This is a genomic window from Bacteroides difficilis (genome assembly GCF_048319815.1).
Classification (GTDB): Bacteria; Bacteroidota; Bacteroidia; order Bacteroidales; family Bacteroidaceae; genus Bacteroides; species Bacteroides zhangwenhongii.
Window position 1 is genome coordinate 1232820 of the sequence record NZ_CP182814.1, and the last position, 24492, is coordinate 1257311.

General features: G+C 40.2%; 14 protein-coding genes and 1 pseudogene. 14 read left to right on the forward strand and 1 reads right to left on the reverse strand.

Annotated features, from left to right (window positions below; translation table 11 throughout):
• Positions 1 to 197 precede the first annotated feature (197 nt).
• The 12 genes and pseudogenes from ACNOGP_RS04560 to ACNOGP_RS04615 all read left to right on the forward strand — a co-directional run.
• Positions 198 to 3380: a SusC/RagA family TonB-linked outer membrane protein gene (locus tag ACNOGP_RS04560; protein ID WP_186966146.1), complete on the forward strand. Its 3183-nt coding sequence runs from the start codon at positions 198 to 200 to the stop codon at positions 3378 to 3380.
• A gap of 12 nt (positions 3381 to 3392) precedes the next feature.
• A complete protein-coding gene (locus ACNOGP_RS04565) occupies positions 3393 to 4913 on the forward strand; it encodes a RagB/SusD family nutrient uptake outer membrane protein (protein ID WP_418214187.1) in 1521 nt (506 codons plus the stop codon).
• 20 nt (positions 4914 to 4933) lie between these two features.
• On the forward strand, positions 4934 to 6634 hold the full coding sequence (locus tag ACNOGP_RS04570) for an IPT/TIG domain-containing protein (protein ID WP_418214188.1): 1701 nt from the start codon (positions 4934 to 4936) through the stop codon (positions 6632 to 6634).
• Positions 6635 to 6640: 6 nt separating this feature from the next.
• Positions 6641 to 8905: a chondroitinase-B domain-containing protein gene (locus ACNOGP_RS04575; protein WP_418214189.1), complete on the forward strand. Its 2265-nt coding sequence runs from the start codon at positions 6641 to 6643 to the stop codon at positions 8903 to 8905.
• Positions 8906 to 8949: 44 nt separating this feature from the next.
• Entirely contained in the window at positions 8950 to 11157 is a 2208-nt protein-coding gene (locus tag ACNOGP_RS04580; protein ID WP_418214190.1) for a heparinase II/III domain-containing protein, read from the forward strand.
• Positions 11158 to 11180: 23 nt separating this feature from the next.
• A complete protein-coding gene (locus ACNOGP_RS04585) occupies positions 11181 to 11525 on the forward strand; it encodes a cupin domain-containing protein (protein WP_022274948.1) in 345 nt (114 codons plus the stop codon).
• A 4-nt stretch (positions 11526 to 11529) separates the two neighbouring features.
• The gene (locus tag ACNOGP_RS04590) at positions 11530 to 12996 is read left to right on the forward strand and encodes an MFS transporter (RefSeq protein WP_143868121.1); all 1467 of its coding nucleotides are present in this window, start codon (positions 11530 to 11532) and stop codon (positions 12994 to 12996) included.
• 24 nt (positions 12997 to 13020) lie between these two features.
• Positions 13021 to 13773 (forward strand): SDR family NAD(P)-dependent oxidoreductase, encoded by a 753-nt coding sequence (locus tag ACNOGP_RS04595; protein ID WP_007762463.1) that lies wholly within the window; start codon positions 13021 to 13023, stop codon positions 13771 to 13773.
• An 83-nt stretch (positions 13774 to 13856) separates the two neighbouring features.
• Complete coding sequence (locus ACNOGP_RS04600) at positions 13857 to 15059, forward strand: alginate lyase family protein (protein WP_287664972.1); 1203 nt, start codon at positions 13857 to 13859, stop codon at positions 15057 to 15059.
• A 44-nt stretch (positions 15060 to 15103) separates the two neighbouring features.
• Positions 15104 to 16093: an alpha/beta hydrolase gene (locus tag ACNOGP_RS04605; protein ID WP_418214191.1), complete on the forward strand. Its 990-nt coding sequence runs from the start codon at positions 15104 to 15106 to the stop codon at positions 16091 to 16093.
• Between the two features lie 6 nt (positions 16094 to 16099).
• Positions 16100 to 16987, forward strand: coding sequence for a hypothetical protein (locus ACNOGP_RS04610; protein ID WP_418214192.1), 888 nt, complete (start codon positions 16100 to 16102; stop codon positions 16985 to 16987).
• 261 nt (positions 16988 to 17248) lie between these two features.
• Positions 17249 to 17455, forward strand: a pseudogene (locus ACNOGP_RS04615) (pyridoxal-phosphate dependent enzyme); the annotation flags it as partial.
• Between the two features lie 154 nt (positions 17456 to 17609).
• Here the strand turns inward: ACNOGP_RS04615 and ACNOGP_RS04620 are convergent.
• A complete protein-coding gene (locus tag ACNOGP_RS04620; protein ID WP_418214193.1) occupies positions 17610 to 21671 on the reverse strand; it encodes a two-component regulator propeller domain-containing protein in 4062 nt (1353 codons plus the stop codon).
• A gap of 333 nt (positions 21672 to 22004) precedes the next feature.
• Between ACNOGP_RS04620 and ACNOGP_RS04625 the strand changes: the two genes are divergently transcribed.
• Positions 22005 to 23204 carry a glycoside hydrolase family 88 protein gene (locus ACNOGP_RS04625; protein WP_074556606.1) on the forward strand — a complete coding sequence of 400 codons (1200 nt, stop codon included), beginning with the start codon at positions 22005 to 22007 and terminating at the stop codon, positions 23202 to 23204.
• 25 nt (positions 23205 to 23229) lie between these two features.
• Positions 23230 to 24480, forward strand: coding sequence for an alginate lyase family protein (locus tag ACNOGP_RS04630; RefSeq protein WP_270539981.1), 1251 nt, complete (start codon positions 23230 to 23232; stop codon positions 24478 to 24480).
• Positions 24481 to 24492: the final 12 nt, after the last annotated feature.

The following is a 24492-nucleotide window of genomic DNA, read 5'->3' on the forward strand; positions in this document are numbered from 1 at the left end:
TAAAAGTACGAATATTATATTTCAAAGTAAAGCTTTACAGTAAAAATATTCTTTTTCTTCTTTATAAAGATGTACGCGTAATATGCTATTTATAAGCTGATTATATGATATTGTTAATAAATAATAATTGGTAAACCAAAATTTTGGTTTACCAATTTTAATCACTACGTTTGTCATAGAAATTAAAACACTAATCTATGAACAACTCCTGTATTTTAAAAAAGGTCGTATTGATGTTCCTGTTGTTGGTAGGGACATTGAACATTTATTCCCAGCATGTAGTTACTGGTAGAGTGATAGATGAACAGGGTCCGTTGATTGGAGCTTCGGTTACAGTTAAAGATGCTGCTGTTCCTACGGGAACCGTGACGGATGCTGAAGGTAAGTACTCCATTAAAGTTCCTAATTCCAAGACAATTTTAGTCTATTCGTATATCGGATACGTTGATAAGGCGGAGGTAATAGGTAAACGTACAGTGGTGAATGTGACGTTGGAAGAAGATTCGAAAATGTTGGATGATGTCGTGGTAATCGGTTACGGTACACAGGCAAAGTCCCATTTAACAGGTTCGATTTCAAAGTTAGAAGGTGAGAAACTGATTAATGCTCCGGTGAGTGATATGACATCTGCTTTGCAAGGTGCAATGACAGGTCTGACGGTTTCCAATGAGACATCGGAGGTGGGAGTAACTCCTTCTATCCGAGTACGTGGCACAGGATCTATTTCGGCAGATAGTGAGCCATTGGTTATCATAGATGGCTTTCCTGTATCCGGTGGTTTATCATCCATTAATGCTGCGGATGTAAAATCAATTGAAATTTTAAAAGATGCCGCTTCGGCTGCTATATATGGGTCACGTGCCGCTAATGGCGTAATTATGGTGACTACTAAAAGTGGTACGCCGGACAAACCGAAATATTCTTTCAAATTTTATCAAGGATTTAAGTATGCATATCAGTTGCATGATATGATGACTTCTTCCGAATGGTTGGATTTATTGGAAGAAGAAGCTGCTTTAGGTGGTCCGAAAGTTCCGAGCGCTGCACGTGGAGCCGCTTATTTGGAGAGCCAGATGGGAACTACCGATTGGCAGAAAGAAGGTTTACGTGATATGGCAGGTATCACTAATGTACAGATGAGTGTTTCCGGTGGACGTAAGGAGACGAAGTATTTTATTTCGGCTGCTTATACCAAAGATCAAGGGGTAATGCTGAACAATTCATTGGATAAATTGAATTTCCGTACCAAAGTGGATACCAAACTTTCAAAGATAGCCACAGTAGGTGTTAATATCTCCGGTACATATAGTAAGACGGAACGTCCGAAGAATAATTTTATTGATTTTTACCGTACTCCTTCTTTTTTACCGGTCTATCACAATGCATATAGTACTGAATTAACCGGTTATGAAGGATTTGCAAGAGGTAGCCATTTTAACAATATCATGACACCGACTGCTGTAGATGCAGATGGGAATCCGTTGTTGGATGCCGATGGTAACCGGGTGTTGGAGAAATCGTCTCCGTTTAGCTCTGCCAATAATAATCCGAAAAGTGTAATGACTAATACTTTCCGTTGGAGTGAGACTATGCAAGGATTGGCTAGCATGTACCTTACGCTTGATCTTTGTAAGGGATTACAGTTTAAAACTTCCAATGGATTAAATGTTCGCTTTGCTCCTTCTTACTATTATGGTAATAAAGATGCTACAAAAGATAAAGAAGCAAGTCGTGCTACATATTCCAGTGCGCTTTATATCGATTTGTTGAGTGAGAATATTTTGAGCTATCATTTGGATTTTGGAAAGAATAAAGTTCACACTATTGACGCTTTGTTAGGATATACTGTAGAAAAGACACGGAATCAACGTGTAGCTATGGCTGCGACAGGATTTGCAACTGATGATATTCAGACGTTGAATGCTGCTACCGTTTACGAACTGGCGAGCGAAGGTAACGGCAATACGGCTGGTACAGGAACTTTCCGGTATCCGGATGTCGTATTGGAATCTTATCTGGGACGTATTAATTATAGCTATTTGGGACGCTATCTGTTGTCTACTTCTTTGCGACTGGATCGTTCATCGCTCTTTTCCAAAGGCAATCGTAATGCTTGGTTTCCTTCCGTATCACTTGGCTGGCGTGTGAATGAAGAGAAATTTATGAAGAATATCAAAGCTATCTCTAACTTGAAACTTCGTGCATCGTATGGTGTGACAGGAAATAATCGTATCAGCTATAATGCAGCTCTTGAGGTATTGAACAGTGCAAATTATGTGACGGGTAAAGGTACAGGCGCTTTGGTTAATGGCTCTGCAAACATCTCTTCCTCATTAGCTAATTCTAATATTACGTGGGAACAGACTGACGAGTTTAACTATGGCTTGGATTTGGGACTTTTCAACAACCGAATTAATCTGGCAATAGATGCCTACTATTCGGTGACACGTGCACTATTATTTGAACAACCTACACAGTCGTTTACCGGTTATACTCATTATTGGAATAATATAGGAAAAGTTCGGAACTCAGGCTTGGAGATTCAACTTGATACACATAATATGAAAAGCCGTAAGTTTTCATGGGATACTAATATAAATTTTTCATTGTCACGTAATAAACTGTTAGAGTTAGGTGGCGAACAGCAAATGATTTCTTTGGGAGAAAGAAATGAAGGCTATCTTGCTAAGGTAGGTGAACCGTTGATTCAATTTTATGGATATAAGACGTGTGGGGTATGGAATAGCGCGGAAGAAATTGCTGCTAATCCTCATTTCTCAGATGATGCACCGGGAGGAATACGTATCGTAGATACTAATAATGATGGTTCTTTGACTCCTGAAGACCGTGTTGCATTGGGAACTCCTTACCCTGATTTCACATGGGGTATTACTAATACTTTCCAAATCAAAGATTTCGACATCTCATTCCTGATTCAGGGTGTACAGGGAATTACAGTACTTAATGGAGATGTTTACTATAATGAAACAAAAAAATGGAATAAGAAGTATACAAAGAACCGTTGGGTGAGTGCAGAACATCCGGGTGACGGAAAAACTCCTTATCAGAATGTGAAAACGGGACATGACCTCATGCTTACCGATTATCCTTTGCAAAACGCTTCGTATGCTTGTTTACGTAACTTTACGGTAGGATATACTTTACCGGCAACGGCTGCCCGTAAGATTAAATTGTCCGGTGTACGTTTTTATGTGTCGGGTAGTAACCTGTTTTATATTTGGGGAAGCGGTTACAAAGGCATTAATCCGGAGTCACGTATGACATCCGGTGACTATTCCAGTGCTATGATTTCTGGATACCAGCGCGGTGGATTCCCATTGACTTCTACTATTTCTGCCGGTTTTGATATTAATTTTTAATGGAGGAAAACGATGAAAAAAGTAAATTATATAGGATTATTGTTAATCGTTATGCTATTTTCTGCTTGTGATCTGGACCAATATCCTTATTCGGAAGTGGCAGCAGATGAATATGTGAAGGATGCTTCATCAGTGAATAATCTAGTGTTGGGTTGTTATAATTCTCTGCATGATGTGATGTATTACGAGTGGGCTGTGACCGAGTTACGTTCAGATAACGGACGTATGTATGCGGCCGGATCCTCTTCTAATACTACCCGGTTGGTGGAACAGCTTGACCAGGGAACTATTGTACCGGAAAATGAATGGGTAGAAACGTATTGGAATGCCTGCTATGCCACAATTGCTCGGGTAAATAATGTTATCTCTTACCTTGATGTAGTGACAGATGAGACACTACGGAATCAATATGAGGGAGAAGTACTTTTTCTTCGCTCATTGGAATATTTCAATTTAGTTCGTTTGTGGGGACCGGTGTTCATCGTTACTTCTAAGGTTCCTTCTGAAGTGGCTCGTGATATGCAGCGCTCTACAGTAGATGAGGTATATGCACTTATTGAAGAGGATTTGGAAAATATTGTCAATAATGAATTACTTCCCGGCAAGATGGCGGATAGTGACTTGGGACGCGCAGACTTGAATGCAGCGAAAGCATTACTTGCGAAGGTATATGCTACACACTATCGGGTAGGTGATGAGAAGTATGCTCGTGCGGCGCAGTTGTGTAAGGAAGTTCTTGAAAATGAATCTGTGGGAAATCCGCAATCGGGTAGCGATCTTGTTGCTTATGATAAAATTTTTGATATTAGTAATGAGATGAATAAAGAAATCATCTTTGCGGTTCGTTATCTTTCCGGTAATGTAGGTCTTGGTTCGCCATTCGGCAATATGTTTGCTCCGGTCAATAATGGCGCGAATGTGATTATCGGTACTTCTTCCGGTTATAATACTCCCACTGACAATATTATTGCGGCTTACGAGCTAAGAGGAGAGGGAGCTGATAAACGTCTGGATGTGAATGTCGCTCAGAAATATTTTAATACAACTACTCAAACGTGGGTGACAGAAGGTAATTGTCGTTATTGTAAGAAATATGTTAACCCTGTGTCTACGCAATATGATGGTGAGAGTGATTGGCCTGTGATTCGTGTTGCCGACATTGCTTTGCTTTATGCAGAACTGACTAATGAGATCTCAGGACCCTCGGCTGATAATCTGAAATATCTGAACATGGTTTGTGAACGTGCTGGTGTTTCTACCTATACATTAGCTGATTTGCCAAGCCTTTACGATTTTAGAGAGGCTGTACGTAATGAACGTAGGCTGGAGTTAGCTTTTGAAAATCAGCGCTGGTTTGATCTTCTTCGTTGGGGCATTGCTACTCAGACGGTAAATAATTATTTGAACAGCGAGCTTCTTTATACGGAATATTCTTATACGGTGAATGATATAGAAGATTGGCAAACATTTTTGCCTATTCCGGTGAGTGTGATTGACATTAATCCTGAGATAGCGCAGAATACGGGTTATTAATCTTTTAAATGCTTACAAATATGAAACAATATAGAAAATGGACTTTGGCAGCATTATTTGCCTGTTTATTCTTTTTGTGTGGTTGTGATTCTACGTCGATGAAAGATGTGGCGATTAGTTCACCGGAGGTTCTTTCTTTCTCGCCTGAGAGTGGAAGTATAGGTAGTGAAGTGATTGTTACCGGAGAATATTTGGATGATGTGGTAAGTGCTACTATTGGTGGTGGAAAAGTTACTATTTTGCAGAAAGTATCCAATCAGCGTTTATCTCTAAAGGTAACGGATCAGGCACGAAGTGGTAAAATTGTATTGACCAACTCAATCGGTGAGGGTGTATCAGAAGCAGAGTTTACTCTCGAATATCCGGCACCTGTTGTTTCGCAGACCGGAGTACCTTCGGAAGTTGAAATGGGGAATAATTTGTTGCTTTCTGGTAGTCACATGAACGTAGTAAGTGCCGTTCTCTTTACTGCTGCTGAAGGAGGTACGGCTGGAAATGAGGCTGAGATCGTCTCACAAAATGAGAATGAGATAGTAGTGAAGGTTCCTTATGTGGAGAGTGACAGGGCTGTGGTGACATTCAAATACTTTAATGGTACGGAGAATGTGGAGACATCAAGTTCTTCTGCACCGCAGTTGACAGTGAAACGTTATGAACCGGAGGTTATAACTAATGTGTTTGAACCGGCTAATGTAGGAGATGTGGTAGTATTGGAGGGAATTTATCTAAATAAAATTGATAAAGTATTGGTAGGTGACATTGAGTGTAAAATTATGTCAAAGACTGAAAGTGAATTGCAGTTTGTGGTACCTACATCTGATAGTTTTAAAAATGGTGATAATATAGTACCGTTGAAAATTTCTTATTTTGATGGACGTGAGACCCCTGTCTTAGCAGAAGAATTTATTATAAGAGTGGCTTTTGTGCACTATTGGGAAAATAAGACTATTTATGCACAGGCTGGAGAGACTTTAGCATTCTTCTCACCGGAAACGGGACTGGTTTATTCTAACGATGTATGGAGTGAGAAGGTAGATCCTATTGCTGCTGCGGGCAAGAATACTTGTAAAACGGCAAATATTCCGGTTGTGCCAGAAGAAGATTATAATTCTGTAAATCCTTATTTTTTCATTTCCGGCTCATCTTCTAATTTTAATTTGGCTATCAATAGTCCGGCTAACTCCAACGGGCAGTTGAAGAATTTTAAGGATTCCAATAAAACTTCCATTACGGGGGGAAGCAGTTATTTTGGTACCCCTGCATTATCATTTGCATATTTGGATCCTAAAGCTAACCCGGATTGTGCCAAATTGGTTAATGATGTGAAGATTGGTAACATCAAGAAAATCGATGAGGAAACTTTCCCGCTTAATGTGGAAAAGAAAACATGCGCTGGTATTAAGCCATCGGTAAGTGCTGCACCTAATACAACTCTTTGGGCAAAAGAGGAGTTTGAGACAGGTGTAAATAAGACCAATGTAAAAATAGATGCTGTATTTCTAGTATTCTATTACAATGTAAAAGGATATGACAATAAGGCAACTGATAAAAATCCGGTTAGGGATGTGAAGCGTATAGGGCTGATGTATATCAAGAGTGCAGACTTTAAAATGAAAGGTGATACAGGAAAAGATGCAACAGATCCTTCTGCAAGTTCTATCACCTTTGATATGTACTGGCAGAAACAAGATTATGATTACTCAAAAGTTCAAGTTCAATAATTTAAAATGATGATACGAGATATACATAGGGCGATTATAGCTTCCCTGCTCATTGGGCTACCGTTACTCTCTTTTGCAAAAAGATATGACGTAACACTTCCTGAAGTAGCTTCCTGCTTAAAAACTGCACAGCCGGGTGATCAAATTTATATTAAAGATGGTCAGTATAAAGATATGCAGTTGAAGTGGATGGGTAAAGGGACTGAAAAGTCTCCTATTTCCATAAAAGCTTTGAATCCGGGAAAGGTAAAGATAGAAGGTGGGTCTAATCTACGAATAGCGGGAGAATGGATATCTGTCGACGGATTATATTTCACAGATGGATATGCTCCTAAAGGTTCTGTAATAGAGTTTCGTAATGGACAAGAGTTGGCTAATCACTGTCGTCTGACGAATTGTGTGATAGATAAATTTAATCCATCCCGTCGGGATCAGGCTTATAGCTATATATTGCTTTATGGTCGTCATAATAGAGTAGATCATTGTTCATTGACAGGAAAATTAAATTTGGGGGTGACATTAATTGTCATCCTCAACGACAAACGTTGCCTGGAGAATTATCATTTGATTGATCACAACTACTTTGGAGAAAAGCCGGTATATGGTTCGAATGGAGCTGAAACAATGCGTGTGGGAACCTCTCAGCAGGCTTATAGCTCCTCAAACACAATCATTGAAAATAATCTGTTCGAACGTTGTTCCGGAGAAGTGGAAGTAATTTCTATCAAATCCAGTGATAACATCATCCGAAACAATACTTTGTTGGAATGTGAAGGAGTAGTTGCTTTGCGCCATGGCGATCGTAATACGGTGAATAACAATCTGTTTATCGGCAACGGACGTCGTAATACAGGCGGTATCCGTGTAGTTAATGCCGGACATCGGATTTATGATAATCTATTAGTCGGTTTGGCGGGTACCCGTTTCTTCTCGGCTTTAGGAGTTATGGATGCAGTACCCAATTCGTTGCCAAACAGATATTGTCAGGTTGTTGATGTCGAAATGTTCCGCAATACATTTGTTGATTGCACAAATATAGAATTTGGTACAGGCAAAGATATGGAACGTACCCTTGCACCGGAAAAGGTTTCTTTTACGGACAATATTATTATCAATAAGAAATTGGCTCAGCCTTATATAGCTGTTGACGATGTATCGGGTATCCTGTTTAAAGGTAATAAGGTACAACTAAGCAAGAACTATTCGGCACCGGGATTCATTACGGAAAAAGTGAAAGTTCCTCAGTTGCCTGATAATACTGTGATACGTAAGGATAAAGGTGCTTCGTGGTTTACAAATCAGGTGGCACAGTCCACAACTAATGCTCATAAAGAATGCAATGTATCTCCGGGTACGAATCTGTCCGAAATCGTTCATTCGTTAGAACCGGGCAGTATCATTATTCTGTCAAAAGGTACGTATCCTATTCAACGTTCTATACTCATCGATAAGCCGTTGACAATTCGTGCCGCTGATCCGGGCAATAAACCGCTCATTCGTTTTAATGGAGACAAACCGGATAATATGGTGACAATAGCTGATGGTGGAGAACTGAAAATTGAAAATATTGCTTTCGATGGCGTATTAGAACCGGGAAAAGCATTGGCTAAAGCGGGAATATCTACAGCTTTTGATATGATTCAGCCTTATACATTGACAGTAGACGGTTGCGAGTTTCAAAACTTTGGAGAAGGCGGATTCTTTGCAATCAAAGGGACAAAGGCTACTTTTGCCAAAAGTGTTACTATTAGAAACTGTTTTTTCCGTGATCTTTCAGGAGATGCCATCAATTATGCAGCAGAGAAAGATGATATAGGTCGTTATAATGCTGATGATATGCTGATTGAAAACTGTTCTTTCTACCGTTTGCTAGGTTTGCCTATCAATATTTATCGCGGTGGAAGTGACGAAAGTACGGCAGGACCTTATGTTACTATCAGACATTGTACTTTCGTAGACTGCTGTAACAAAGAGCGTGGGAGTGTCATGCGCTTGATTGGCCCGCAAGTATTGACCGTAGAAAACTGTAATTTTGATAATAGTGGACGTGGCGGAGCAACGATCCGTTTGGATGAGGCCACTTGGGAAAAGGTACGCATTGCGAACTGTAATTTGTGGAACTCCGGTAGAATGGTAACTACCACTGCTCAGGCTATACAAGGGAAGATGTACAATATCCGTCCTGCTTATACTAATGCTGAAGCATACGATTATGTACCTGTACGGGGGAGTGAATTGGAGAAACTTTCTATTGGTTTGCGGAAGAACTGAATAGCTGCGCGTAATATGAGTATCGAAAAAGAAAATGAGGTAAGATGAGAAAATTTGTTAGTTGTATATTTATGGTTTTAGGAGGGTGTCTTCTTTCATTTGCCCAACATCCGTCTCTTCTTTTCACGCAGGAGGAAGTGAGCGAGATTAGGGCAGGAAAGGGGATGGTGCCCGAGTTCGACAAATCGCTCTCGGAGGTATTGAGTGCGGCTGATGCAGCAGTAAACTCTTCTATATCCGTTCCGGTTCCGATAGATGGTGGCGGTGGTGCGGTACACGAACAGCATAAGTCCAATTATTATGCTATGTTTCATTGTGGAGTTGCCTATCAACTGACCGGTGATAAGAAATATGCTACCTATGTGGCCAATATGCTGCAAGCCTATGCGAAGTTATATCCCACTTTGGGCTTTCATCCTTTACAGCTTTCTCCTGTTCCGGGACGTTTGTTTTGGCAGACTTTGAATGAAAGCGTATGGTTAGTACATACAGCAGTGGCTTACGATTGTATTTATAATACACTTTCATCCAAACAGCGTGCCACTATCGAGGAGAATTTATTTGTTCCGATGGCAGACTTCATTATGGATGGAATGGGAGATAACCATGCCAATAAAAAGACCTTTAATAAGATGCATAACCATGCGACATGGGCTACGGCTGCTGTCGGTATGATCGGCTTTGCCATGAATCGTGAAGATTATGTAAAGAAGGCACTTTATGGCTCTGATGAAACAGGTAAGCGTGGTGGCTTTATCCGCCAAATGGATTATCTGTTCTCTCCCGACGGTTACTTCACAGAGGGCGCTTATTATCAACGTTATGCCATTTGGCCTTTCGTTATCTTTGCTCAATGTATTGATAACAAATTACCGGAACTGAAAATTTTCGACTATCGGGACAATATTCTTTCAAAAGCGCTTTCCACATTGATACAGCTTTCCTATGAGGGAGAATTTTTCCATATCAATGATGCACTACTCAAAGGACTTTCCGCACAGGAACTGGTATATGCGGTAGATATATTGTATAATATGAATCCTTCGGATAAATCACTGTTATCCGTTGCTGATAAGTATCAGCATACTTATCTTCCTATTATCGGCGGTTTCAAGGTAGCTCGTGATATAGCCCGTGGAGAAGCAGCCCCGATTGTTTACCGTAGCAGTCTATTTCGTGACGGGCGCAAAGGAGATGAGGGTGGTATAGGTGTAATTCGTTCTACAGCTTCCAGCTTAAATAGTGCTTTGACGCTGAAGGCTACTTCACACGGTTTGAGCCATGGACATTTTGATAAACTGACAATGGCTTATTACGATAATGGAAACGAGATTCTTACTGATTACGGTGCCTCCCGTTTTCTGAATATTGAGGCCAAGTACAAAGGACATTATACGCGTGAAAACCAATCGTTTGCTAAGCAGACAATCGCACACAACACCTTGGTGGTCGATGAAACATCCAACTTTGGCGGAGATATAAAAGTATCTTCCCGTTATCATTCGGACATTATTTATCATGATTTCAACGGAGGACATTTTCAGGTAGTGGTAGCAAAAGATGCTAATGCTTATCCTGGCGTGGAGATGAAGCGTACATTGGCTTACGTGACTACTCCTTTCCTGCAATTTCCCTTAATTTTGGATGTACTGCAAGCAAATGCGGACAGAGAACATCAATACGACTATCCTTTATGGTATAACGGGCACTTCGTCTCTCTGAACTTCCCTTATACTAAAGCCGGTAATGAATTAAGAACTCTTGGAACGAAGAACGGTTATCAACATCTTTGGCTGGAAGCCTGGGGACAGAATGAGAGTAAGAATACATCTTGTTTTACCTTTGTTAATAAGAACCGTTTTTATACTGTCAGTACAGCGACAACTCCGCAGACCGAAATAAAAATGCTCCGTTTGGGAGCCAATGATCCAGACTTTAATCTGAGGAATGAAACAGCTTTTCTGATAAGGGAAAAAGCACGTAAGAACCACATATTCGCTACTTCTATCGAAACGCATGGAGATTATGATGTGGTGATGGAAACTTCCAACAATCTGGTTTCTTCTTGCGAAGAAGTGAAAGTACTGATGGATACGGCTTCCTATACAGTTGTAAAAGCCATATATAAAGGTGGGCATTTTGTACTGCTTTGTCTTAGCAATACGGATAATAGTAAAGAGAAAAAACACAATCTGACCATCGATGGACTTGATTATACATGGAATGGTCGTTGCGGAGTATTTATAAGATAAACAAACCATTAATAGACAAAAGTATGAAAACATGTAGTGAAACTTTTCAGTTTGAGAAAGATTTGAAGTGGGAAAATCCTGCTCCGGGTGTTAATCGTCAGATAATGGCCTATGACGGGCAACTGATGATGGTCAAAGTAAAATTTGATCAAGGTGCGATAGGAAGTATGCACGAGCATTATCACAGTCAGGCGACTTACGTAGTAAGCGGTAAGTTTGAACTAACTATCGGTGACAAGAAAGAAATTCTTTCTGCGGGAGATGGTTATTATGTAGCTCCTGATGAGTTACATGGATGTGTTTGCCTCGAAGCTGGTATTTTGATTGATACATTCAGTCCTGTGCGTGCAGACTTTTTAAATCTCTGAGCGTATGAAAGTGAAAGGACTCCGATGGATGGTTATCGGATTAATCATGTTGATAACCATTATCAATTACCTGGATAGAGGCACGCTTAACTATATGTGGGTGGCTAATATTGATTATCGCTTGGTTTCCCAAACGGATGCATTGGCAGATAAAGGCAATCATGCTGTTTTGGCAGGAGAGCAATATATCTTGACGGCTGCGAACGGAAATCGTGACTCGGTCAGTGTAGCCAACGTACAGATGAAGGAGAAAAATGGAGTTACGTTTGTGACCAATCGCGAAGGTATCGCTATCGATCTCGGCTTAATAGATCGTAATGATCCCGACGCTTCACAACAAGCGAAAGATATTCTCGGTCTGATTACTATTTTCTTTATGATAGCATACGGTATCAGCCAGCTTGTTTCCGGGAAACTGTACGATAAGATTGGATGCCGGAAAGGTTTTTTTTGGAGTGTGTTGATATGGGGTACGGCAGATGCCTTGGCTTCTCTTTCCAGGGGGATCTTCTCGCTGACTTTTTTCCGGATGATGCTCGGATTGGGTGAAGCAGGTCCGTGGCCTGGTACGACAAAAAGTAATGCTGAGTGGTTCCCACAGAAAGAACGTGCTTTTGCACAGGGATTGTTTGGAGCGGCAGCTTCCATAGGTTCTATTCTGGCACCGATTATTATCCTGATGCTGTTCATTGCCTTTGGATGGAAGCTGACATTTGTTGTAGTCGGTGGATTAGGGCTGATTTGGTTGGTCCCTTGGCTGATTATCAATAAAGAAGGACCGAAGAAGCATCCTTGGATTACGGAGGAAGAACGGACTTATATCTTGAGTGGTCAGCCTGAAAAGGAGTTGAAAACCGAAGAAAAAGGAAAGAGTTGGGGAGAACTGCTTCGGGTGAGAAAGAACTGGTCTGTTATTCTGGGACGATTCTTCCTTGACCCAATTTGGTGGATGTTTGTGACGTTCTTACCGCTTTATTTGGCAGATGTATTTCATCTGAATATTAAAGAAGTGGCATTTTCTGCTTGGGTACCTTATGTGGGTGCGGCATTGGGAAGTATTGCCGGTGGTTGGTATTCCGGTTGGTTGATAAACCGGGGACATACAGTGAATTATGCCCGTAAAGCGGCTATGTTGCTTGGCGGGTTTATCATAATTCCGTCTATTTTGGCGGCAATCATGTCTACTACGGCTCCTGTTGCTATCATCTTTATGGCTTTGGTATTAGGAGGTTTTCAGTTCTTCATGACGAATTTACAGACTATACCGAGCGATTTACATAGTGGTAAGTCTGTGGGCTCTTTGGCGGGACTAGGGGGTGCTTCGGCAGTATTAGGAACTATTCTGGCAATACTTTTTGCCAGTTATATTACGAATTGGATATTATTATTCAGCTTGTTAGGAGCTTTGGTGCCGCTGTCGTTGTGCTCCATTTTTCTAACAGTAGGAGAGATTAAACAAATAGAAAAATAAACGTATTTTAAAAACAAGACGATTATGAAATTAGAAGGTAAAGTCGCTATCGTGACAGGTGGTGCACGCGATCTTGGTCGCGCAATATCAGTGAAATTGGCAGCAGAAGGTGCTAAAGTTTGTTTGAATTATTTCGACAATGAAGCCGATGCACAGGAAACACTGGCGTTGATTAAGAATGTTGGTGGTGAAGCTATCGCAGTTCAGGGTGATATGACAAAAGCTGCAGCGGTAAAGAATCTTTTCGCAGAGTGTAATAAGGCTTTTGGTGACAAGGTAGATGTATTGGTAAATGTCGTAGGTGGAATTGTAGGCCGTAAAAAGATTACTGAGCAAGATGAAGCTTGGTATGATTTCCTGATGGATGTCAATATGCGTTCCGTATTCCTCTGTACTCGTGAAGTAGTTCCAATGATGCCGGCAGGTGGTTCCATCATTAACTTTTCTTCATTGGCTGCACGCGATGGTGGAGGTAACGGAGCTTCCATGTATGCAACAGCGAAGGGGGCGGTGATGACATTTACTCGTTCTATGGCAAAGGAACTTGGTCCACAAGGTATCCGTTGTAATGCGGTTTGCCCGGGTACGATTGCTACTTCTTTCCACGATCGTTTCAATACACCGGAGAATCGCGAACGTATGAAAGCTTCTTACGCATTGCGTCGTGAAGGAACTGCTGAAGAAGTTGCAGACTTGATTTGCTTCCTTGCTTGTTCCGAGTCTTCTTACCTGACAGGTACGAACATTGATATTAACGGTGGTTGTTTCTTCTCTTAAAGAAGAATGACTGATTCAAAAATTAATGGCAGTCGGGTGGCAATTAACTGCCCGACTACTTACCTACTTTAAAGACAATAGTTATGAGACGAATCTTTGCCATATGGGCTGTATGCCTCTGTTGGGGAATACTGAATGCTGCTCCGTTGGGGCCGTTTAATGCGACATTACTTGAACAGCTAAAGAATGACTATCAGAAAGGCGACAAGGATGTTGTCCGGTACATCGAATTTCAGGAAAAGGTAGCGGAGAAATATATAAAGATGACTCCTTTATCGGTGACCGCCAAAAAGAAATTGCCTCCTAGCAAAGATCCACGGGATTATATGACCTTATCTCCCTATTGGTGGCCTGACTCTACAAAAACAGATGGACTTCCCTATATCCGAAAAGATGGGGAACGTAATCCCGAAGTTTATGAATATCCTGAACGTGAGAATGCCAATCGCTTCGGTGATGCCGCTTACTGTCTGGGAGTGCTCTATTATATAACAGGAAAAGAAGTCTACGCCAAAGCATGTGCTGTTCATTTAAAGACATGGTTCACAGACCCGAAACTGGGTATGAATCCCAATATGACTTATGCACAATCCGTGCCGGGTATGAAAAATATGCGGGGTTCAGGCTTTATCGACTCTCGTCGTTTTAGCCGTGCATTGGGTGTTGCCCGATTGATAGAGGGCTCTAAAAGTTGGACACTCTCAGATAAGAAAAAGCTTGATGACTGGGCCACCGCTTTTTGTTATTGGATGGAGAACAGTACGCAAGGGCAAAGAGAATCTCATGCAGCCAATAATCATGGCTTGTGGTACGAAGCTATTCATCTGATGGTATTGGCCTACTTAGACCGTACCGACCGTATTCGTGAGGTGGCTGAACAAAGTATTCTTCCCAAGATGGGTACACAGATTGCTGATGATGGCTCATTACCCCAAGAGTTGAAACGTACTCTCTCTTTACATTATTCAACTTTCGCTTTGGAAGCTTTGATGGAAGCTAATCAAATCACCAGTCAAATTGGTATTAATTTATGGGGTACGCCTGCTCCCAATGGAAAAGCGGCTTCACAGGCAGTGGATTATCTATATCCCTACTATCTGAATCCCGAAAGTTGGAAATTCAAACAAATTAAACCTTTCGACCAGTCTCGTGCAGCTATTCTTCTTTATGAAGCAGGAACAGCATTGGGCAATCAAAAGTATATTGATACGGCAAAGCGTATTGGGTTGAAATACAGTACATCTGATGTGGAAACGATACCGTATCTGATTTTGAAGAAGAAATAGAGTTAGAAGACATAATTTATCCTCACCTAATATTAAGTGATAACATGAAATTGAAATTGTTTTTTTATTTGTGTATGCTGCCGTTTCTTTGTCTTGCGCAGGAAACTCAACCACAACAGTTTTCCAATCGTTATGGTATGAAGATGAAGCAGAACGAAGATGGCTCTTATTCGTTGCTATATGCAAAGAAATATGCGAAATTTATTGATGTGAATACAATTCCTGATGTAATGACTCCTTATACTTACCAAGCAAACCGCTTGAAAAGCAAGGATTATAAAGGAGTAATTACAAAAGACATTGTTTACAAAAAGTATAAAGATTATGAGCTGATACTGACAGTTGATTTTGCAGAAACTGATAACCCTGCTCCTTTTGTAATTTATCTCCACGGTGGTGGATGGGCACGGGGCAATAACGGTTCGTCTAGATCTTTATCCCAATATTTAGCAAAACAAAAGGGGATCACTGGTGTACGTGTATCTTATACATTGGCTCCGCAATCTGATGCAACCGTGAAAGTTTCTATCCAAGATGTTTGGGATGCTGTGAAATATATACGGGAACATGCTGCAGAGCTGAATATCAATCCTGAATGCTTTGGCTTTCTGGGAACTTCCGCCGGTGCTCATTTGGCTGCGGTAGCTGCAATGACTGTACCCGGAACGAAGGCCTTCGTTGGTTACTCCGGTATTTATGATTTGGAAAAGGCGGCTATCATTCAAAAGACGAAAGACCCTCAGCGTATTGGATATTTCTGTGGCAGGGATCCTAAAGTACTTCGGGAAGTATCTCCTGTCAACCTGATTCCAAAAAAGAATGTACCTGCTTCCATGTTGGTATGTGGTACATGTGATGTTACGGTAGAATGTGAGCAGAGCGAGATATTTGCATCGGCTTTAAAGAAAAGAGGGGGAGTCTGTGAACTGTTGAGATATGAATATTATGACCATAATGTCAGTTCAAAGACTTCTGATAAAATGGAAGAGATTTTCTTCAAATCGGTAGATTTCCTGACTGACCATGTTAAATAAGTCCAAATGAGAAAAGGAATCTTATTTTTAGCCCTTTTTGCTTTTATCGCCTGCTCCAACAGTTCATCGGAAGTGATAGACGAGAAAGAACAACCGAAACCTGAACAGCAGGTGGATGGTACATTGATTGCTGACGGCAATAGTATAAAAACATATGACTTGATTAAACGTTCGGGATATAACCATGAAGTGCCTGATTCTTCACGTGAACATAAAACCGCTCATTTTCAGCATATTCAGCAGGTTTATGATAATCAGTTGAATAAGTATGTATTTGCTTTCTTCATTCATGCTACGATCGATGATGATCGTGGGCTTACAAATATTACTGACCGTCAGCGCAATGAGATAAAGACGGATAACAAATCTCCGGAAAGTCTTGTCGGACAAAAGGGAGAGGCTATGGTATTTCGTTGGAAATTCTGTTTGCCGGTAGGGTTTCAAACGACGACTAAATTTTCTCATCTTCACCAGTTGAAAGGTATTGATAACTCGTCGGGCACAGCAGATGTCAGTTCTCCTCTTATCACTCTGACTGCCTATTCTAACAGCAAAGGGGGACAACAATTGCGGGTACGTTATGATAAACGTGGTGGAAGCACTTCTACCCTTATTAGTACAGACCTTGCCGATTTTCTAGGCAACTGGGTAGAGGTAGAAGAAAAAGCCTGTTTCGGTGAGAATGGTTCTTATGAAGTGATCATCACACGTATCAAAGATGGAAAAGTTCTTTTAAAACTAGGTCCTGAAAAAATGGATATGTGGCGTACGGATTGTACCGGACTTCGTCCCAAATGGGGTATCTACCGTTATTTAGGTGAGAACCGGAGTTGGCAAGATCGGTTGCGTGACGAGGAAATCCGTTTTGCCGATTTCTCCATCAAAAAACTTTAGAGAGGGATTTTAAGAACAATATAAGAAAGGGACAGACTATCGTTTTGTCTATTATGGTGGTTCTCCTGTCTGAAATATATCTTCGGGTATATTTGGGGATAGGAGAACTTTATTTTTTGGGGGAATAGATATTTATAGTTTTTTGTATTTGTCTGATACAGATAAATATGGTATGAATTTGCCACATATGTGGTATTTACTCTGAACAGAATCTCCACTATCTTTGTACTATATTAAAATAAAAGAATTTAAAGCAGATATATAAAGATAGCAAGAAAATTGACGGGTTTGGTAGGTAATACTCCGTTGTTGGAACTTAGCAATTATAATAAGAGTAATGATTTGAAAGCCCGTTTGATTGTGAAAATTGAATCTTTTAATCCTGCGGGAAGTGTTAAGGACCGTATCGCATTGGCTTTTGTTTCAGCAGCGAAAGACTATAAACTGATTCTGACGATGCCTAATACGGGTGAACGTTATTTGGTTACCATTTTGTATGCTTTTGAGGAACATCCTTTGTTATAGACGGTTTTAAGAGAAGAGAGAGTAATCCTGTGGTTACTTGGCAAACCCCTATCTTTTGCTAAGTAACCACTTTTTTATTGTGCATGTATCTGCATTACTATATTGAGTGATTCTCTTTTTGTTCCTGGTGAAACTTACGATAAGCAGTAGGAGACATTCCGAAATACTCTTTAAAGCTTTTTCCAAAATAGTTTAATGAACTGAAACCCAGTTGGAAACTGATATCACTAATGTTGTATTCTTCATTCTCCCGAAGCATTTTTGCAGCAGTTTTCAGTTTTATATTTTGAATAAAATAATGAGGAGATTCCCCTGTTATCTTTTTCATTTTCAGGAATAGCTTTGTCCGGCTTAGTCCTAATTCTGAACATAACAGGGTGACGTTAATATCTCCGTTTCCTTCTTCCAACTTGGTTTGTACAATTCTTATTATATGATCGATGAAATCTTGGTCGAGCTTATTGTTGGTCAGTTGCTCTGCACTATTGTTTTCTAAAGTTTTGTATCGTTCCTGTAATTTTCGTCTGTTATTTAGTAGGTTAATGCATTTAGCGATTAGAATTCTGATATTAAATGGTTTGGTGATATAATCATCGGCTCCACAATTGAGTCCTTTAATATTATGTTCCACACTACTAAGTGCAGTGAGCAGAATGACCGGAATATGGCTGGTGTCAAAATGAGACTTTATCCTTGCACATAGATTTATACCGGAGATGCCGGGCATCATCACATCTGATAAAATAAGATCCGGTGAATTGAGCTGTGCGATTTTGAATGCATCTTCGCCATTCTTTGCTTCATAGATTTCAAAGATGGGTTCAAATATCTCTATGAGTAATTTCCTCAATTCATCGTCATCCTCAACGATAAGTAAAGTCGATGAATGATCGAAATCCTTTTTCTGCTGTATGATGAAATCTTCCAGGTTTTCCAAGCTCTCTTCTTCATTCTCTATACTAATCGGGCTATTGATTATCCCTGTGTTCCTTTGATTCTCTATGATGGTGATGTTTTTATCTTCTTTAAAGTACTCATTACCGATTGGTAATTCGACAATGAATGAACTACCTTTTCCTACTTCACTTTCAACTGTTATTTGTCCATGATGTGCCTTTACAATATTGAGTGACAGTGATAAGCCTATCCCTGTTCCGGTGTTGGATAGTTCTCTGTTTACAGAGTTGTTTACCTGAAAGAAACGTTCAAAGATTCGTTCTGTCATGTCTTTGGGTATCCCAATGCCGGAATCATTGAATGTTATAATTACGGAAGACGCAGAAGTCGTTATTTTAATCTCGACTGTTCCATTTTCCGGAGTGAATTTGAAAGCATTCGATAGAATGTTATTGAAAACCTTTTGTAGTTGTACTTCATCAAACCACGTGTATTGGCTCTTTTGGTCGAACACAAAATTGAAATGAATATTCTTTAGTTCGGCATAGCTAACGAAAGAATCATATATTTCCTGTGTGAATAAAACGATATCTTGCTGTTTGATTCTTAACGTGAAATTTTCTTTGTTATATTTCAGGAAGTCGAGTAGTTCATTGATTAAAGCACCCATTTTGGCAGCCCTGTTATGTACCTCACGCAAGCTGTTCTGGATAGTAGCCAATGAGTAATTTGACATAAGAATAAGTTCCAGTTGTCCGGATATTAATGCGATCGGTGTTTTTAACTCATGTGATATATTTTCAAGGAAACGCATTTTGGATTCATTTATCGCGTCTTTTTGCAGTTTATCCCGCCTTTCAAGTTCCAGTGAATTTCTTAACAATAGCTTGGAACGGTAGAAATAGGCAATGCTGATAATGATGGCTAATATTAGCAACGTATATAATAGATAAGCGTACCAGGTGGCATAAACAGGAGGGATAATCGTGATCCCCAGACTGATTTCATTAAGTTCGGCTTCATCTTTAAAAGAAATGTTTCTTACTTTTAGCTTATAGTCTCCATAAGGTAAGTTCATGTAGTTGATTGATTTTTGGGGATGAAATTCAATCCAGCTATTGTTATAGCCATCCAGTTTATACTGATATTTGGATTGTCCGAGATTTACGAAGTCGTTGGTTCCGATTTCGACAGATATATTATTCTCATGATGCTTTAACCTGATGCAGTCTGTTGCAAAAAGAGAACGAGGTAATATTCGGGAAGAATCATTTGCTGACACTTCTTTATTATTAACAAATAGTTTGGAAAAGAACATTTTAGTGGATAGACTTTCTGGAAACAAATTCTTTTCAGAAATCATGGCAAGGCCGTTTATTCCTCCCATGATGATACGGTTATCACTGCTTTTCATTATGTCACCCGGAATCATTGACGGTAAGACGAATTTGTTTTGTGACTTATAATTATAGCTTCTTTTTGTTTTGAGATCGATATGGGATAAGCCGTTTGCACTGGTGACCAAAAGCTGATGATCGGACAGAGGATAAACGGCGCTTAGATAATCACTGTCGAGATTGCTGTTTTTGCTGTTTATCTGTTCGAGCCTATCTTGAGTAGGATGATAAATAAGAATACCTGCGCCTAATGTGGTGGCTATGATGCGATTGCTATTATCTTGAATAAGAGACGTAATGGTATTCTTGGAAGAAGCGGTGATTTTAGCAAGATATTTGTCAAGACTGCGTACATAATTCTGTTTGATACTGTAATAGCACAGGTTATTCCCTCCAATCCACAAGTTGTCCTGCTTGTCTATCATCAATGAGTTTACAGCATAGATGTATTTGTCGAGAAGATGTATCTTTTGAATGCTGCCATCTTCCAGATTCATATAATATACTCCCGAAAGCGTGCCCAGATATAAGATATTTTTGTGACGGATGATAGCCTGAACGATTTCCGACCGTTTTGTATGGTCGGATGGATCGATTGTGAAATGTTTGAATTCTTTTCTGTCAATCGAGTAACTGCAAAGTCCGCCGAGATGAGTCCCGATCCATATTGTACTGGATGTATCATCATAATATAAGGTCTTGATATTGTTGTGGGATATTGTGTTGTTCTCTTTCGTATAGTATGTATATGCATCTGTTTCGGGTAGGTAGGATACCAACCCGTCTCCTTCTGTACTGATCCATATCCGTCCTGTCTTGTCTTCTATAATTTTGCTGATTACGGGTCCGATACCGGCATGTCCCAGTTTCAGATTATTATATTCAAAGATGTCAGTATGCGGATTGTAGTAATCCAACCCTCCATAGTAGGTACCGAACCACATTGTGCCTTGATCGTCTTTCATGATAATCCAGACAGAGAGGTTGCTTAGTCCCGCACTACCCTCTTTTTCCAGACCATAAAAACTGATATCACCTGTTTGCGAGTTGATGACATTCAATCCCAACATGGTTCCTATCCAGATATTTCCGTTGTTGTCTTCACATACTGTTCTTACATAATTGCTGGCTAAGGTAGGCTCCGTATATTGGATAACGTCGCCCGATGGAGTTAGTTTGAATAATCCTTCATTCAGGGTGCTCACCCAGATGTTGTTCCGGCTATCTTCGTTTATCGATATAATTTCACTGCGGGTAGTCAGTACTTTCTGTTGCCTGCCTGATGGATCAATGGTAAATACCCCGTCATGTTTGGTGCCGATATATAATAATTTGCCGGACGTTTCTTTCAGCGATGAGATACTTAGGTTGTTGCCATCAATTTTGTATTTGGCCTGACATATACCTTCTTTATAATTATAGACACTATCCAATAAACCGATCCATAATGAGTTGGTACCATAATTGAAGGCAATGGACGGCAATATCTGTGTGTTGGGCTGGCTGAATATGATACGGCTTTCCTCTTTTATCAGGTCATATTCAATGATGCTGTAATCCGTATTGACATATAAGTGGCCTTTCTTATCCCCACAGATTGTCGGAACAAGGTTGGACTGTATCCAGTTGTTTATTCCCATGAAGTTGACAGATTCGATATAATTTCCATTATATTTCTTCACACCGTCTTTAGTTCCAATCCATAAGATACCCGATTCATCCTGATAAAGTCCGTTAATCGTAATCTGGGGAAACATGGAATTGAGTGATAAATGCTGGAAGTTTATCGTCTCGAATCCAGCGATGGATGAGACGCATGAAACCAGCATAAATATAATAGCGACTAGTCTGTTATGTTCAGGCATATATTAAAAGCGTTAATTAAGTTTCTATTGTTTTCGGAACTTCCTATATTTAGTTTTGGTATTAATCTTAGGGATTCATATAATGGGGGACTATTATTATATATCTTATATCTGATAGCAGGTTCGATAATTACAAATGTATCGTTATTTTTTGAGATAATGAAACAAAAAACGGTTTGTAATAGGGATATGAACAAAATTATAGAACCTTTGGAACTTTTTTATCCAATGCTGCTTCCTGTAATCTCCTACTTTTGCTCTTGCTATCAGGAGAAAACCTTTGGATGGATCTTTAAATTTTTAATATATCTCAAATTATAAGCAAAAGAAAATATGAAAAATTATGTGGCAATATGTCTGCTCTCATTGATGGTATCAGGATGTACGACAACCTTGGAACCTTCTATGGAACACATGGTCGATTATGCCTTGAACCGGGCGGTAGAACAATATAAGCATATGTATTCTGTTATGGATTCTATCCCGGAAATGTTACCCCGTTCGATAGATAAAAATGGCGCGCTTGAAACCTCGGATTCTTATTTCTGGACGAGTGGCTTTTATCCCGGGACTCTTTGGTATTTGTATGAATATACTGGAGATGAGCAGCTCAAGGAGATGGCTTCCAAGATGAGTGATAGAGTCGAGATCCAGAAGTATAATAAAGATAACCATGATGTCGGTTTTATGATAAACTGTTCTTTCGGAAATAAATACCGGCTATTGGGTGATACTTCCTGCATGGATATAGTCACTACTACAGCCCGGTCATTATCTACACGTTACCGTTCTGCTGTAGGATGCACACGTTCATGGAGTCATCCGGGCACTTTGCATTGGCAGTTTCCTGTAATCATTGACAATATGATGAACCTTGAATTACTTTGTCGGGCAACGGAGTTCTCGGGTGATAAACGTTTCTATGATATGGCAATTTCTCATGCTGACAAAACAATGGAGAATCATTTCAGACCGGATTATAGCTGTTATCACGTGGTGAATTATGATACAATCAGCGGCAATGCACTTCAGAAATGTACATGGCAAGGGTATAGTGACGAATCAGTATGGAGCAGGGGACAGTCTTGGGCATTGTATGGATATACTATGATGTATCGGGAAACGAAACAACCACGTTATCTGGAACAGGCAAAGCATATTGCCGGCTTCCTTCTTAATCATCCGAAGATGCCTCAGGACAAGATTCCTTATTGGGACTTTGACGATCCAAAAGTTCCGGATGCCTTGAGAGATGCTTCAGCCGCTGCCATTATGGCTTCTGCTTTACTGGAACTGTCGGGTTATGTAGACAAGGTAACCGGACAAGGATATATCGCTGTTGCCGAAACACAGCTTAGAACACTGGCTTCGGACGAGTATCTGGCAAAGCCGGGAGAAAACTGTAATTTCATACTTAAACACAGTGTAGGCTTTTTGCCGCAGAATAGCGAAGTGGATGTACCTCTGACTTATGCAGATTATTATTTTGTAGAAGCATTAATGAGGTATAGAGCCATGCACTTGAAAGAATAGAGTTACTAACTAAAATCATTACTATATGAAAAACAAGTTGATGAAGGTATCATTGTTACTGTTTTTGATGGTTCTCATCGCAGGCAAGTCACTTTCTCAGAACCAATCGGTTAGAATTAAAGCGGGACATCCCCGCCTGATTCTGTCGGGTACGGACATTGAGTTGATGCGGGGAAATGCTCTTTCGGATATTGAGCCTTGGAAAACAGCTTGGAAAAAACTGAAAGGTGAAATAGACGGTTATGCAGACAAGAAATGGAAACCGAATGTGTATCGGGGAGATGCCAGTATGTCTTTCTACAAAGCTGCTATACGTGACGGGTCGGCTGCAAGAGATTTGGCAATTGGCTATCAGATCACTAAAGATAAACGCTATGCGCACAAAGCCATTGAAATAATCAATGAATGGTCTTCTCCTAAAAATGCTCCGGGCACTTATTTCGATCCGGATAAATTCTATCCTAATACCGGTATGTTGGTTTCACGTGGCGTATTTGCGTTCCTTTATGCCTATGATTTGCTTTGCGCGGATAACTTGATAGAAAAAAGTAAGCAGATACAATTTGAGGCATGGCTCCGGATATTGCTTCCTCATATAGAAGAAGGCGTGAAACGCTGGGTGGAGAATGACTACTTTGGAAAACAATATTTTCAGAATCATATAGTTGCGGAAGTTGTGGGGTTGATGTCTATTGGTATTATTTTGCGTGATAATGAGCTGGTGAATTATGTATATGACGGAGAAACAAATCCACATAATATAAAGAAGGTAATTGAGGGTATCATTTTGATGAAAGGACAACCGCCTTACTGTGGTGAACCCGGCTCATGGCCAACACAAGATGGAGAGATAATGGATCGTTACAGGCATTTTGCATTGACTCATTACGGACAGACTACGAAGCCGAACAGAGCCTTACAGTATGCAGGATTATCGACTAATTTGCTAATGATAGCAGCAGAAATGGGACGTTTGAACGGGCTGGATCTTCATCATTATGTAGCTCCTACCGGTGAGAGTATTAAATTGCCTTTACTCTTCTATGCTGATTTTTATATCACTAAAGATACTTCTATCAAGGGAGGATTCTATGCAGGTGAAGACTCTTGGATTAACTACAACGATCAATCGGTATTTACACTGTGGGAGGTAGGGCATGCCCGTTATCCGGAGGAGAAAATCTTTAATGAGGTTTTGCGTACCAATGATCGTACAGCTCATAACCTGCATTTGTTAGGTCCGGTGATTTTGACTCATGGACGCTGTATTGAATAAAATAATCTTTAA